Annotated in this window: 15 protein-coding genes; 7 read left to right on the top strand and 8 right to left on the bottom strand. The window is 56.1% G+C overall.

Annotated features, from left to right (window positions below; translation table 11 throughout):
- Nucleotides 1–11 precede the first annotated feature (11 nt).
- Together KIT79_02450 and KIT79_02445 are read right to left on the bottom strand one after the other, a co-directional pair.
- Nucleotides 12–1,466, bottom strand: coding sequence for an alkaline phosphatase family protein (locus tag KIT79_02450; GenBank protein ID MCW5828154.1), 1,455 nt, complete (start codon nucleotides 1,464–1,466; stop codon nucleotides 12–14).
- Between the two features lie 130 nt (nucleotides 1,467–1,596).
- A complete protein-coding gene (locus KIT79_02445) occupies nucleotides 1,597–1,989 on the bottom strand; it encodes a DUF393 domain-containing protein (GenBank protein ID MCW5828153.1) in 393 nt (130 codons plus the stop codon).
- A 97-nt stretch (nucleotides 1,990–2,086) separates the two neighbouring features.
- On the opposite strand from KIT79_02445, the gene KIT79_02440 reads away from it, so the two are divergent.
- Both KIT79_02440 and KIT79_02435 read left to right on the top strand, forming a co-directional pair.
- Nucleotides 2,087–2,935: a hypothetical protein gene (locus tag KIT79_02440; protein MCW5828152.1), complete on the top strand. Its 849-nt coding sequence runs from the start codon at nucleotides 2,087–2,089 to the stop codon at nucleotides 2,933–2,935.
- A gap of 67 nt (nucleotides 2,936–3,002) precedes the next feature.
- Nucleotides 3,003–4,607 (top strand): VCBS repeat-containing protein, encoded by a 1,605-nt coding sequence (locus KIT79_02435; GenBank protein MCW5828151.1) that lies wholly within the window; start codon nucleotides 3,003–3,005, stop codon nucleotides 4,605–4,607.
- A gap of 355 nt (nucleotides 4,608–4,962) precedes the next feature.
- Here KIT79_02435 and KIT79_02430 read toward each other — a convergent pair whose 3' ends face one another.
- Entirely contained in the window at nucleotides 4,963–5,337 is a 375-nt protein-coding gene (locus KIT79_02430; protein MCW5828150.1) for a hypothetical protein, read from the bottom strand.
- Between the two features lie 569 nt (nucleotides 5,338–5,906).
- On the opposite strand from KIT79_02430, the gene KIT79_02425 reads away from it, so the two are divergent.
- Complete coding sequence (locus tag KIT79_02425; GenBank protein MCW5828149.1) at nucleotides 5,907–6,662, top strand: hypothetical protein; 756 nt, start codon at nucleotides 5,907–5,909, stop codon at nucleotides 6,660–6,662.
- Between the two features lie 6 nt (nucleotides 6,663–6,668).
- Here the strand turns inward: KIT79_02425 and KIT79_02420 are convergent, their stop codons facing one another.
- On the bottom strand, nucleotides 6,669–7,136 hold the full coding sequence (locus tag KIT79_02420; protein ID MCW5828148.1) for a CBS domain-containing protein: 468 nt from the start codon (nucleotides 7,134–7,136) through the stop codon (nucleotides 6,669–6,671).
- Nucleotides 7,137–7,257: 121 nt separating this feature from the next.
- Here KIT79_02420 and KIT79_02415 point away from each other — a divergent pair, with 121 nt between their 5' ends.
- Both KIT79_02415 and KIT79_02410 read left to right on the top strand, forming a co-directional pair.
- Nucleotides 7,258–8,076, top strand: a complete 819-nt coding sequence (locus KIT79_02415) for an MBL fold metallo-hydrolase (protein ID MCW5828147.1) — start codon at nucleotides 7,258–7,260, stop codon at nucleotides 8,074–8,076.
- Entirely contained in the window at nucleotides 8,073–9,731 is a 1,659-nt protein-coding gene (locus KIT79_02410; GenBank protein ID MCW5828146.1) for an ABC transporter ATP-binding protein, read from the top strand. The genes KIT79_02415 and KIT79_02410 overlap by 4 nt, the downstream gene beginning before the upstream one ends.
- Nucleotides 9,732–9,770: 39 nt before the next feature.
- On the opposite strand, the gene KIT79_02405 is transcribed toward KIT79_02410, so the two are convergent.
- Complete coding sequence (locus tag KIT79_02405) at nucleotides 9,771–10,175, bottom strand: transcriptional repressor (protein MCW5828145.1); 405 nt, start codon at nucleotides 10,173–10,175, stop codon at nucleotides 9,771–9,773.
- A 148-nt stretch (nucleotides 10,176–10,323) separates the two neighbouring features.
- On the opposite strand from KIT79_02405, the gene KIT79_02400 reads away from it, so the two are divergent.
- Nucleotides 10,324–11,082 (top strand): nitroreductase family protein, encoded by a 759-nt coding sequence (locus KIT79_02400; protein MCW5828144.1) that lies wholly within the window; start codon nucleotides 10,324–10,326, stop codon nucleotides 11,080–11,082.
- Here the strand turns inward: KIT79_02400 and KIT79_02395 are convergent.
- Genes KIT79_02395 through purD form a run of 3 tightly spaced genes read right to left on the bottom strand, consistent with a single transcriptional unit; the run spans nucleotide 11,079 to nucleotide 13,551 of the window.
- A complete protein-coding gene (locus tag KIT79_02395; protein ID MCW5828143.1) occupies nucleotides 11,079–11,771 on the bottom strand; it encodes a GNAT family N-acetyltransferase in 693 nt (230 codons plus the stop codon). The two genes, KIT79_02400 and KIT79_02395, sit on opposite strands and share 4 nt — an antisense overlap.
- A gap of 6 nt (nucleotides 11,772–11,777) precedes the next feature.
- Complete coding sequence (locus KIT79_02390; protein ID MCW5828142.1) at nucleotides 11,778–12,263, bottom strand: universal stress protein; 486 nt, start codon at nucleotides 12,261–12,263, stop codon at nucleotides 11,778–11,780.
- A gap of 7 nt (nucleotides 12,264–12,270) precedes the next feature.
- Nucleotides 12,271–13,551: a phosphoribosylamine--glycine ligase gene (gene purD / locus KIT79_02385; protein ID MCW5828141.1), complete on the bottom strand. Its 1,281-nt coding sequence runs from the start codon at nucleotides 13,549–13,551 to the stop codon at nucleotides 12,271–12,273.
- 208 nt (nucleotides 13,552–13,759) lie between these two features.
- Here purD and KIT79_02380 point away from each other — a divergent pair, with 208 nt between their 5' ends.
- Nucleotides 13,760–14,167 (top strand): hypothetical protein, encoded by a 408-nt coding sequence (locus KIT79_02380; GenBank protein ID MCW5828140.1) that lies wholly within the window; start codon nucleotides 13,760–13,762, stop codon nucleotides 14,165–14,167.
- Nucleotides 14,168–14,269: the final 102 nt, after the last annotated feature.

Below are 14,269 nucleotides of genomic sequence, written 5' to 3'. Positions count from 1 at the left end.
GGTAAACTGGCTTATTCGCGACTTTCAATCATACGCCCATCAATGCCGGCCGGAACCTCTCGACCCAGGAAGCTGAGCGCTGTTGGGGCGTAGTCCACGGTTCGCCGGGGCCCGCCGTTCAGTTTCCGGTTCGATAAAAATGGAACCATCATGTGCTCACGAGCAAAACCGCCATGACTTGCCTTGTGTTCGGGGTATTCGAATCGCACCCTGAGGTCATGGCCGTTGGTGGCGGACACAACCAGATCGCCGGCCCGCTGTGACCGGAAGAACTGGAGGAGCTGGACCGGCGCATCCGGGTATTCGCTTTGGTATGTCACCGCAAGGCTCTCGTCGGCGGTGCACTCGCGGGGATGCGTGGTATAGCCAAATGGATCGGAACCATGCGTCACATGGTAGAGTATCCTGCCGTCTTCCACGGCCCGTACCCACGCCTCGCCGCGGCGACTCCGGACGCGGACCCCTTCGGCATCTGGGCCAGCCACAAGGTCTACCGCTGGCGCGTCGAGCAACTTGTCCACCACACCGCCGAACATACCGTTTGCGAGTTCCTCGAAAATGGGTTTCCGGTCCCAGCCACCCTTGGGATGTGCAAAATAGAGATTTGCCATGGAATTGCCCGATACCATCGAAGCTGCCGTGGCGTTTGACCAGTAGCGGTAACCGACCGGGTAGTAGTAGTTGCGGTGGCCGAGCTTGGAAACGAAACGGTCCAGGTCAAAGTGTGAGTGAGTGGCAGTCATGCCGTGGTCGGCTGAAATCACGAAGTCGGTCGTTTCCCACAGTCCGTAGCGGTTTAGGATCTCATAGGTCATTTCGACCGCGCGATCGATGGTTTCATACTCCTTCAGTGTCCACTCGGAAAACGGATCGGAGTTATGGCCGGCGCCATCAATGCCGGGAAATGCCACAAACAGGAATTCGAAATCCTCCACCAGAGAGCGTTTAAGGCCATTCATGACGATCCGTGTGACGGGATCATAGTTTTCCGTCAGGTGGGCGATAATCATGGCGATGCCCGACCCGTTCCCGCGCTGGCGTGAGCGTGGAATGCCCCGGTTCACGTGATTGTAGATGTTGAGCGACCGCGGGATCATCTCGAACATCGTTTTGACGTTCTTGTCCAGATCGCCGATGAGAAGCGCGGCTCCCGCGCCCACATAACTTCGGGTCCGCTGCATGCTCAGCCTTTGGGTGCTGTAGTTCTTGCGGTCGAACCAGCGGATTCCCGGCAGGTTGCAGGTTCCGGGGTAACAGCCTGTAACGAAAGGCAGATACGCGGGGCCCGTCGTCGAGGGAAAGACGGATACGGCGGGGTCGGACGAACCCTTCTCGAACATCAGTTCGCGGATGGCAGGGAGCCGTCCGGCCCGGGCGAGCGCTTCCATGGCATCCGGCCGGGCACCGTCGGCCAGAAAGAAGATAGCCCGTCTGGGGGCTTCATCAGATGGTATGCGTTGCGTCAAACGTCTGGGTTCCAGTCCCATTCAGGGGGCCCACAATGAACCAAACCTGCTCAAAAGCCAAACCCGTCTTTACAGGATGACCCGAGGACGTTTTGAAAGTAACCAACTGAAATTAAAGAGAAAAATGGCCTCAGGCACGCCATTCTTCGGGTAGTTCACAGGTGCCGCCGATAGACTTCCTGTTGGCGGCAATAACGTTGTAGACCCGCCGGGCGAACCAGCTCATTCCCGGCGCGTCCATCAGTGCTGGCGTAACGCGCCAGCCACAGGCCCTCAGAATCTCCGCAACCCCACGTGGCCCCCCACGGATTTCCCCTGATGGCATCACGACAAACATTTCGTTTTCGCAGGCAGCACGGTCGATGCCGGGAAAACGCGCTTCCAGATCCTTGGCCTGGTAGGGCACGTAGTCAAAAACGCCCTGCTGGTCCATCCGCCGGATACGGCGGACTGAATCGGTACAAAAACCGCAAGTGCCGTCATAGATCACGGTCCAGCGTTGCTTGTGAAAAGACTCCACCATAACTATCGAAATCCTAGCGCCCGGCGGTATGCGAGGGAAATGGCTGTCCCGAACTCGATTGCTCCCGCCCCGGCATTTTCCGCTACACTCGGACGCTGTGAAAAGCCGCTGGGAAAACGGCAGCCGTCTGCGCGTGGGTTTTCTGGATGTGACAGATTTTCTCACCGTTTACACGGGTGAACTGATGCAACTGAAGCTCAGGGTGGTGGGCAGTCCGCCACAGGGGGTGGATACCGGTTCTACTGGCGCGCTGATCATTGAGTTTCCCGTCAACGGAGATGAAGTAAGCCTTCCGATGAAGGTGATATCCCTTGTCAAGGGCCCACCACCCGTGGCGGAGATAGAACTTTCACCGGTGACGGATTTCGTCCGGACCGGAATCGAACTGTACATGACAGAGGTGTTACGCGGGGAAACGCCGCCTGTACGGTTTCGAAAGACAGAAGTCACTGCCTGTGAGGACGAATTTGACCGGTCACTTCTAGAGGAAGACGAAGCCGATGATGCCAGCACCCGGGAGAAAAAAAACCTGACGCTGTCGGAACGGATCAAGGAAATGACCGTCCTTGAAAAGATGAAGCTGGCCATGATGGGAAGCCGGGATGCCCGCTCCATTCTGCTCCGTGATCACCATGCGTCCACACTGATGCCCTATTTACTCAAGAACCAGCGGATTACACTGGAAGAAATCGGGCGTATCGCAGGAGATCCTACGGCAGCACCGGAGGCGATCCGTCTGATTTCGCACAATACCGGCTGGATGCGGGATAACGGCATCAGGGGGAAGATCATCCGTAATCCCAAGACCAATCCGGAACTGGCCATCCAGATGCTCAAGCTGCTTCCGCCGGGAGAGATACGTGTTATCGCGGAATCCACCACCGTCCGCGGCGCACTTCAGAAGGCCGCCCGGCAGATTCTCAAGGACCGGGGAATCATCAAGTAAAACCGGATGCTCCTTGTATCCAGCCGGTTTCCGGCTACGGTTTCCGGGCAGGAAGGGTATTTTCAGTATGACCAGAACTACCGCAACGGTGTGTGCCGTGATGTTATTGCTCGCCGTGAATGCGGGGGCCCAGCCGGAGCTGAAGGCACTATCTGCAGTGACCGGAAGCCAGACAGACGAAGGTATCACGCTGGAATCAAGCGTTCTTACGGCACCAGGCGAAGTGCGGAATTTCGCCGTGGCTGATCTGGATGGCGATGGGCTTGACGATGTTATCGCCTCTTACAGCGTGAAAGACGAAAGGAAACCGGCTGTCGAAAAGCGGCTTGCTCTTTTCCTGAATTCAAAGGAAGGCTTTCAGCCTGTTCCAGCGCGCACCTGGGCGGTACCCAGTCATGTGGCGGCTTATGATGTGGGCAGGTTCCGGTCGGGCTCGAAAATCCCCCAGCTCGTTTATTTCTCGGCCGACGGCATTGAGCTGGTAGAATTCCACAAGGGTGAGCCCTCTGCACCAGTCAGAGTGTACGAAGGGCCGTCGTGGCTTTTGACCACCGACCGGAAGAACCTGACCCGGCTGGAGCTGCTCATTGATGTCAACAGCGACGGTGTGAATGAGCTTTTGCTTCCACTCGGACGCCAGTCGCTTCTGCTCCGGCTTGCAGCGATGGCGGAAATGGCAGAGGTGGCGGCGACGCTTGCGCTGCCGCTCAAGGCCGAAATCGAGACATGGGCAGAGGGCGTGTTCATGTTCAAGCGGATCGAAACCACGTCGGGAATTACAACCTACCGGCTACCCCAGATTCGTCTGGGCGAACTGAATGGGGACGGGAAGTCTGATATTTTTACCCTTTATGACGACCGGGCGCTGGTATTCGTTCAGAAACCGGACGGCAGTTTTGGCGAAAAACCGGTCGAATTCGACTTCGAACTGTACACTTGGGATGATATTGACCGTCGCAGCAAGCCCGCAACGATTTTCCGGATTGAGGCGGCCGATCTGAACGCCGATGGTTTGACCGACATTGTGGTTTCCCGCACCGACCAGACGAGCCTGAAGAATCTCGACCTGCTTCACCGGACCCGTGTCTACTACAACCGGAACGGAAAATTTGCGCCCGGCAAACCGGACTTTTCGGTTGACCTGCCGTTCTGGATAGAGATGCCACTGATCGTGGACGTGAACGGGGATGGACGGCTCGACATCGCGTTCCTGTTCGTCAAGTTCAACCTGTGGACCATTGTGAAGGCCATTGCCGCCAGTTCCATCAGTCCCCAGCTCTGGGTTTACCTGCAGAATCCTGACGGAACATTTCCGGCGAAAAGGAGCGATAGCGGGAGCGTTTCGAAGGGCTACCAGCTCGACCGTCTCGATTCAGGGTTGGGACTGAAACCCGTGTTCGCCGATTTTAACGGGGACGGATGGAACGACATGCTTACAAACTCCGGTGTGGACCGTTATTCGGTGCTGGCTTCACGATCGGAGAAAGGAAAGATATTCACTTCCGGTGATGAAGCACAGTTCAGAAAGCTGAAGGGAAGCTATGATATTACCCTTGCCGATTTCGAGAATGACGGCCGTCCGGACGTGGCTGTCCGGTTCGAAAGCATGCCAGACCACTGGAACGAAATATTGGTGCTGCGAAACCGGACGCCCCGGAAAGACCGTAACTGAATGCTAAGGTTCGGGTGAAAGTGAGCAGTGCTGCGTGGCTGCAGGCTTTGGGGTAATGCAGGATTGATGTTCAGTGGTGAAGATTGCGTCGTCATCATGTCCGGAATCATCAAGTCCTGCCGGTTTAGGTACCGGGCCGTAGATCCGGCCATCGGATGTTTCACAAAAGCAGACACCATTTCGTTCAAAGCCCCGGTCGACGCCGCAAGCCTTTCCGCATGGGCTGTCGCCGCAGCCCGGTAATAAAAACAGGATCAATAAGGATATTCGTGCCATGACGGGCCCCTTTGATATGCGGCCAACATAATAAACGAAGGAGATGACAGACAATGACACCGGAATTGGGCTGGACAACCTAGAAGTTCTGGAAAACATTTGCCGCGCCGATGCCGCAGGCATCGGCAGCAGCTTTCACCTCCGCAATCATCTCCTTGTTTCCGCAGGCAAAAATAATCCCCGAAGCTTTCGGATGGTCCTTTGCAAATTGCTGCTGGACATGGATTTTCATTTCGCTGGAAATAACCAGCCGAACCTTCACACCGGCTTCCTCCCAGCGCTCCAGGTCAGCGGCGAATGGAATTACTCCGCGATCCCGGCAGCCAAAATAGAGATGGATTTCCTTCACGCGCCCGGGGTTCGCAAGCAGATATTCGATCACCGGCCGAATCGGTGTGATGCCGGTTCCCATGGCCAGCAGCCACAAGTTATCGGACGGCGTCAGCTTATCCATTGGATAGCCATTTCCTTCCGGCCCAGAGCAACGGACTTTGCTCCCGTTACTACCAGCGACGATACGGTCTACGACGGCTGATCCGCGTTTCAGAACGAAAACAAACTGGCCCTTTTCCCCTGGGCCCGATGCAATGGCGAAATAGGAGGGCTTCTCCTCCCCCGCTGCCATTCGTACATACTGTCCCGGCTTGTGCTGAACGGCCTCAAGGGAGGTTCCCGTCGTCGCTATCGTGACCTGGACAAGATCGGGCCCAATAGGGATAACATTCCGGATTGTCAGTTCATGAAATCCGTCAGTGCTCATGGCTGCGGGCTCCTTCAGAAAACGAAAGCTGGTTGTTCGCAACTTAGCCGAGCCTGGAGAGCGGGAAAACGCCTGTCATACAAATTACCGGGTTTGACCACGTGGCTTCAAACGGGCATTTAAGCGAAATGAGTTCTCTTCGGACAATACCGATGGCATTGGCCATTCTGGCGATTCCTTTGACCCTGTCAGGTGCAGAAAAGGCCCGTTATTTTCCGGTTTGCCGGGCCATCAGCTCGAAGCCGGATGAGTCCAGCCATTGTATGCCGGCTGTTGTGCTGCTCAAGAGCGAAAATATGAACCGGGGACAGCGCTTTTTGGTGCTGGGAGGGGAACCTGCGAAGCCGGAAACACTCTCCTACTACGATCTCACGATGGATGTTCTGCTGTATTACCGTGTGGGGGAAAAGCTCGAAGAAAAAACCAGGCAGGGTGAAGATGCCTGGCGCTTCCATTACGCGGCCGCCGTATACTGGTGTTTGGGCGCTGCCGCTGGCTCAAAGGAAAATCCAGCACCGGATCCCGCTCCCCCTGTCGCCTGTGGCGCTACCCACGGTATCTGGGACCGGAAATTCCAGGGGCGCGGTCCTGGCGGAATGGACCCAACCGCCGTTTCGCAATACATCATGCGCGGGGTAATGCCTCGTGTGGCGGCTGATATCCCCGCTTCGACGCCAAAAACACCTTGGCAAGGGTACCGTCTGGTATCAATAAAAAAAGGTGAAAAGCCGGGACGGCTTTGCCGGGAGCAGGTGATGGCGAATGAATGGGCGCGGGACCAGTTCAAGCGGATACTGGCTGCCGAATTGCGGGGCACACGGGTTCCCTCGGCTGGCGGTGGAGAGGCATCGCTCGTCTTCTGCGACGGAAACGATATTGTCGTCACAACGGACGTCCCAGAGGCAGATTTCCGGTGCACGGTGGAACCACCGTTTGATGAAGCCGATATCGACACCATTGCCGGCAATTGCGCCCGTGATATAGGCGAGGCGCTTCGGACAGGACGAACGAAATTGTAGATTAGCTCAGCCGCCGTGCTGACTACGAAACGCGGCTCCCGGTTCTGGCGGCAGGTTCAGGATTTCCTGGGGATAATGTTCAACGATAAAATTTACCACATCTTTGACCGACACAATACCTACTGGGCGGTGGTCGGTATCGACGATCGGAACGTGCCGGTAACCTCCCACTGACATCTTGTTCATTGCAAAAGCTATTGAGTGGTCCATTGAAAGTGCGGCCGGGTTTGGCGTCATCAGCTGGCTGACCTTGGACTGCTCCAGGTTAACATTGTGGCCAACAACCTTGTTGAGCACATCCCGCTCGGTAAAGATGCCAGCCAGCTTGTTATGACCATCCACTACCAGAACGGCTCCAAACTTGCGTTCCTGCATGATGCCGATCACCCGTCCGATGGATGCATCCATCGGAACCGTGACGGGTGTTTTGGGTTCCAGTTCCTTGATTTTCTCCCGAAGTGCGCTGCGATCCATGACCCACCTCCGACCGTATAATTAACTATACCCCGGCTTCTGACCGCGGGACAATGAAAAATTCATCCCCTTGTGGGCACCCCGGCTTTTGATACCGGAACCGGCTAGCTTCCCGGTCAGCATGGATATGGAAATCCGAACATTGGAGATCGAGGGCCGAAAGACCGCTTTCAAGCCAGAGCAAACCAATAACATTTATCTGCTGGTCCGGGGCAGGCAGGCAGTTCTGGTTGATGGCTGTTATGATCATGAGCAGGCACGGATGCTGATTGCGGAGGAGCTTCGCGGGCTCACGCTGACCGATATTCTTGTTACTCATTTTCATCCGGATCATGCCGAATCGGCCGCCCGTATCCGCCGTGAAACCGGTGCAACGCTGTGGGCACATCCATATGAAGTGAATGTCGGTCCATTCGTGAAGAAAGATGAAATAGACCGGGAGCTTTCCGATGGCCTGATTATAGAAACCGGTGCAGGGATTCCTGTGCGCGCTGTAGGAACACCAGGGCATACAATGGGACACACCTGCTTTTTGCTGGAGGAACGGGGTGTCCTGTTTACTGGCGATCATGTGATCGGTGAGGGGACGTCCTGGGTCGGTCCGCCGCACGGTTCAATTGCAGAATACATGCGGTCGCTGGAAAAACTCCGTGGACTGGACCTGAAAGAGATCCGAGGAGGCCACGGGCCGCTCGTGTCCGATCCGCAAGCCAAAGTGACGGAATATTACGACCATCGAATGATGCGAGAAAGACAGATACTGGATGTACTGAAAGACAGCCCCGCATCAATAGCAGAACTGGTTGAGCGCATTTATGGGAATACTATCGGAGAGAGGATAAGGCCCCTGGCTGCTCAGGTCATGAAGGGCCATCTGGACAAGCTGGACGCAGAGGGTGCTGTCCGGGCTGAAGGAACTGGCCGCTGGAGCCGGACATGACGGGCATGGCAAAGGTAGCCCGTATCCTGAAACGAACGCTACAGTTGCTGGCAGCACACCGCCGGACGCTATTTCTTGCCGGAGGAGCGGATCTGTGGGCAACGGCCGTTGTGCTGGCTTTAAGTGCTGAGTCGGTTGTGCTGCTCTCAGGTGGCAGGGCTCCGGATTTTCAGAATATATTTTCGCTCATACTGCTCCTCACGCTGCTCATAACTGTCCGATGGGGGCAGGCGATGGCTCGCAACCGCCTTGAGCATGGTATCGCTGCAGACCTCAGGGAGCAGGCCATCTCCGAGTTTCTGGATCAACCCCGTGGTAGCGGAACAGGGGCTGGCGAGCTGGTACAAAAACTGCTTCGCGATGGCGAACGTGCGGCTTCGGCGATTGCATCAATCCCGCGGGCATTCGTCGCTTCACCGTTGCTTGTCGCCGGCTTGAGTGGCTTTCTCATCTGGCATGGGGCAGCCGTATTGGCTGCGGGAGCATTGCTAATGGCACTCCCCGCAACCGCACTGGCGTGGGCTATTGGTGGATTATTGGCTCGCCGTGCACGCCTTCGAAGTGAAAGCGAGGCACATCTTGCATCTTTGTTTGGCGAAGCCGCCCGTGGGGCGGAACTTCTTCATGCTGTGCCGGGTGGTGACGCCGTACTGAAGGCACTGGCGAAAAGATCCCGTGAACTCGAGCTACGTTCCGCACCGGTGGCTGGCTATGGCGTGCTTGCTACAGGCATTGGTGAGGCATTGCGCCTCGCCGCTCTGGTTGGAGCCTTATGGATACTTCCCGGTGAGGGTCTCAGCCGGGAGCAGATGGGCCTGATTCCGGCGCTTTGGTTCCTGCTTGGTGCAATGACCGGGTTTTTCTCGGCCGGTATCGGACTTGCGCCGGGGCTAGAAGCACTTTCTCGATTGCCAGAACCGAGCCTGCGGGAACCGGAAACCTTTAGTAGGACATGGAAATCACCGCCCCAGATTGAATTTGCAGGGCTTGTCGCCGGTTACCGGCAGGACCGGCCAGTTTTTAAAAACGTATCGGCTGTAATCGGACCAGGCTCATGGACTGCCGTCACAGGTCCGTCAGGTAGTGGGAAAACGACGCTGGTGCGGGTATTGACGGGTCTTTTGGCAGGTTTCCGTGGCGACCTGCAGGTCGACGGAATCCCGCTGAATCAGATTACTCCTGCCTCGCGTCGGCGCTTGTTCGTGCTGCTCACACAAGAGCCAATAGTGCTGGGGCTCACCCTGCGGGAGAATTTCCGGCTTTCCGCTCCCGAAGTTTCCGACGAAGACATTCGTGCAGCTCTTGTTCAGGTAGGTCTGGACGGCCGGGTAGGGGCAATTGATCTCGACAAGGAACTGGATCCATCCGCCTTTTCCGGCGGCGAGAAAGAGCGGATGGCATTTGCCCGGTTGCTCGTATCAGATTCCCCGGTAGCGATTCTTGATGAGCCCGGTGTGTTTCTGGACCGTGAGAACGAAGATCGAGTGGTATCACTTCTCAAGGAACTCAAGGGGAAGAAAACGCTCATTACCATTACCCACAATCCGCGCCTGCTGAATCTCGCCGATCAGGTAATTGAATTGGAAGACGGCATTTCCCGCTTGCGGTTCAACCGGGAGGCAGGTGACGTTGTGGAACTGAGATGGAACCCATAATTAGACCAAGTCTAATTATGGGAGAAATTTCTCTTGTAACTATTTCTTCCAGCTTCGGTGGCGCCGGCCCTTCAGTACCACCTGGTATTCACAAATATCGAAACCGGTCAATTCATCGACATGTCTCACATCCAGTGACTCCCACGGGATATCGTGAATACTGCCGGTGCTTTCGTCGATGAAATGGTGATGAGGGCCGGTTTTGGGATCGTAAACCGATCTCCCTTCGGCCAGCACAAGTTCCTTGAGAATCCCCTTCTTCACAAACAGGTTGAGCGTGTTGTAGACAGTCGCCCGGGAGATCATGGGGAGTATTTTTTGGGCTTTTTCCCAGACCTGTTCGGCAGAAGGATGGGTGTCCGTAAACAGGACGAACGATGCCACGGCCAGCCGTTGAGCAGAGGGCTGGATACCGGCGCTGGTAAGCTTGACCTCTGCATCCATTCTGGATTTAGACTAAGTCTAAATTGTGGACCTGTCAACTCTCTGTCCGAATCTGGTTCACAGTTCGCATCTTGATGGGATAGCATCCCGTTGGCGCGGAGAACCGCTTTGGCAGTTTATCGCGACCTATTCTTGAGGAGGGTGTCTCATGCCCGCATCTCTGACTACGCCTGAGATTTCGGATCTGCACTACGAGGGATCCTGGAATAACTTCGAGACCGTTACCCGGCGTCGGCGTAGCGTCCGGAAGTTCTCCGACCGGTCCATTTCTGAAAAGGACATGAACGACATTCTTGATATGGGGCTTATCGCACCGAACAGCTCGAATCTGCAGCCGTTTGAATTTTACTGGGTCCGGTCTCCCGAGAAGAAGCAGAAACTGGTTGAAGCCTGCTTCAAGCAGAATGCGGCAAAGACAGCTAAAGAGCTGGTTGTTTGCGTGGCCCGCTGGGATCAGTGGAATGACTGCCGAAAGGAGTATGTTGAGTGGCTCCGCCAGGAACAGGGAATTCCTAAACCGGTAATGATTTATTACGAGCGGCTCGCTCAAACGATGTACAATCAGGGGCCTCTTAGCATTTACGGCGCAGTTCGTAATATTACGCTGACGGCTACCGGGTTGTTCCGTCCGGTTCCCCGTGCTCCGGTGTCTGATACCGACATGCGGGTTTGGGCAGTGAAGAGTACCGCCCTTGCATGCGAGAATATCATGCTCGCGGCCGTCGCCAAGGGATTTGATTCCTGCCCGATGGAAGGGATGGATGCGGTACGTGTTGGCAAGCTGGTAGGGCTATCCGGTGACAAGTGGGATATCCCGATGGTCCTTGGTTTCGGTTACCGGTCAGAAAAGGGACTTTGGGGCCGTCAGTGGCGACGTGAGCGAAGTAAACTGGTAAGGGAAATCTAGGCTGCTCGGCCCTCGCGCTGCAAGGCGTTCATTTTGTCTGGAATATCCAGTTCATAGGAGTAACCATGCTCCGAGAGTGAGCCGGTGGCAAGTTCATAGGCGTTCCCAAAATCCACGTCGCGCACCCGTTTGTACCCATAGCGTTCGTAAAACCGCCAGCTCATCGTTGAGTCAGTCATTAGGACGATCTGTTTTGCCCCCCGCCGAGCGAGTTCTCTTACGGCCGAATTCATCAGCATGCGGCCCACACCTTTGCCCTGTGCCTCCTCATGAACCGCAAATTCCAGTATTTCCGTGTGTGGATCATATGAAGGATGCTCACGCATCAGCCTGGACATTGCCGAAATGAACCGCCGGGCATGGCGGAAAGCGATGCTCTTCCAGCCGGGAAGCCCGATCATTCCAAATCCGAGCAGTTTTATAATCTTGCCAGAAGCATTCAGGAGCGAGCGGCTATCTAGGGGGGAGGCGGCAAACACAAAGCCTGACACGCGGCCAGATTCCATCTCCTCGGCAACGAGGTTCAGGTTTCCAAGCCCGCCCATAAAGGCCACAAAATCCCGGGCAAGCCGAGAGTGCGCCTTTCGCCAGAAGGGCCAGTGGTTGTGACCGAAGGCCGACACCTGCACCCGGGCGCAAGCGTCTATATCGCGGTCCGGATCATAGGGACGTACGCGGTAGCTGGCCATGAACTTTCAGTCTCTCACGGTGTCCGCGGGCTGGCGGACCACCATGACTGAGCAGGGCGCCTTTTCAGCCAGCTTGGAGGCAACGCTGCCTAGCAGTGTATGACTCAGGCTTTCGTGCTGGTGGGCAGCGCAGATGAGTAGATCGGCACGGATTGCCTTTGCCTCTTTCACCACTTCATCCACAACACTTCCCTTGGCCACCCGTCCTGTGACCTCGACATCTGGCTTGGAAAAATCTTTCGCAAGCTGGGCGATCAGCTCGTCAGCCCGGTCAGCTAGCTTCATCCGCATCTGCTCCAGCATCGTCTGTTCGGGCGCACCAAAGACGGTGAACTCCGTCATCCGGTCGAACCAGAGCGTCATGGTATCTTTGCCGACAACATGAATGAGCCGGACCTTTGCACGGCCAGGTTCGGCTAGCCGAACGGCTTCTTGGATAAGATGTGTGGTGATTGGTGTAAAATCGATTGCGACCAGTATTTGCTTGCTCATATCGCTACTAGATCAACCCCAGCCGTTTAAGGCCCTTTCGTCCGATGTCCTTGCGGTAATGCACACCGTCCCATGTGATTTGCCCGCAAGCATTGTAGGCGGTCTTGAGTGCTTCCCGCAGGTCTGCACCACGTGCGGTGACACCTAGAACCCTGCCACCGTTGGTAACGAGCCTGCCATCTTTTATTGCCGTGCCGGCATGAAAAACCTTGAGATCCGGTTCGCCAGCAGGAATCCCGGTAATGGCGAGGCTCTTTTTGAACTTGTCTGGATACCCCCCGGAAGCCATTACCACGCAAGCAGCGGCACCCTTATACAATTTCGGCGCCCGTCCCGGTTCAACTTTACCGGTGGCGCAGGCATGGAGCAGCGGTGCGAGGTCTTCATCCAGTAACATCATCAGCACCTGGCACTCGGGGTCGCCGAACCGGCAGTTGTACTCAAGAATTTTCGGGCCATCTTCGGTCACCATCAGCCCGGCATAAAGAACACCCCGGTAAGGATGCCCACCTCGGGCCATCGCCTTCACGGTAGGCTCAAGAATTTTTTCGACAACCTTCTTCAGGCTCTTGTTGTCGAGTACCGGTGCGGGTCCATAGGCTCCCATGCCGCCAGTATTGGGACCTTCGTCGTCATCGAAGACGCGCTTGTGGTCCTGAGCCGTGGGAAGCATGAGAATACGCTCGCCGTCAGTAAGCGCGAATACGCTTACCTCCTCGCCCGCAAGCTTTTCCTCGATCACGATTTTCGCACCGGCATCCCCAAATTCCCTGCGCGTCATAATCCGGTCAATAGCAATGATGGCGTCCTCCTGCGTGTCGCAGAGAATCACTCCTTTGCCGGCAGCCAGCCCGTCGGCCTTGATGACGCAGTTGAAGCCCAGATCGTCCAGGTAGTTAAGGGCTTCTTTGGCGGTGGTGAACGTCTCTCCCCGCGCCGTTGGTATCTTGTTGTCATTGAAGATTTTCTTGGCGAACGACTTGCTCGACTCAAGTTGTGCGGCCCACTGACTTGGCCCGAATACAGGGATATCAGCTTCAAGGAGGGCATCAGCCACGCCGGCAACAAGCGGAGCCTCAGGACCTATAATTACGAGATCTGCTCCCTGCGTTTTTGCTGCCTCGACAACCTGCGCCGGATCCAGAATATCGAATGTGGTGGTTTCTACATCTTGCGCGATTCCAGGGTTTCCGGGAGCACAGACCACTTTTCGGCCCTTTGGCCCCTGCTGCAGCCTCCACGCCAGGGCATGTTCGCGTCCACCACTTCCCAGTACGAGCACATTCATCGTGCGTGACCATAGCCGCTGGAGGAAAGGAGGCAAATCCGGGGCGGGGGTTCCTCTTGGCCTTTTCGCCGGTCATTCTTGCGCTTCGTGTATGCCTGTTTTCCCCAAACGCCCCCGCTCCATTCCGTACGATCTTTACGTCTTTCGCGGTGAGCTCGGAGAGGAGAGCTGTCTCGAACCGCTTTCGCCAGCAGCGGTGAAGGATGCCATGAAACGGTTTCCTGATTCGCTTCCCACGGCCAACGGCTATGACGTGCAGGCGACGCTTGCCGATGGAACCATTTTTGAGGTGCAGGTCGTCACCGGCCATGAATCGGGGGAAGGGGGACCGCTTACGACTGTGGTAATCCGGACCGGGCTGGAAACCGGGCGTGACGGTTTTGAGCTGGCGGGTAAGGTGGCTCGCCATCTGGCCGTCCGGCTGGAAGCACTGATTTTCGACCCCCAGGCTCAATGCCGACTTGGAGCCACCGGACGAACATCGAGTTGGAATGAGGCCCTGGCGGTGTTTGAAGCTCAACGAGCAACTTTCGGGGCGCTGCTACCCTATTCCAGCGAAGTCGAAATTCACGAGGACAAACCCAGCTTGTTACGCCGTTTGTGGAGAAAGTTGTAGGGATGATCTCTCTCGGTATAACCCAAGAATATCGACATCATTTATCCTGGTTATTTCTGCTCACCCGCATCAAAAACTGATCTGGATCATCCTCCCCGACCG

This window comes from Deltaproteobacteria bacterium (assembly GCA_026129095.1).
Lineage (GTDB): Bacteria > JAGRBM01 > JAGRBM01 > JAGRBM01 > JAHCIT01 > JAHCIT01.
Note: the sequence above shows the minus strand (reverse complement) of the source record. Positions and strands in the feature narration are given on the sequence as shown.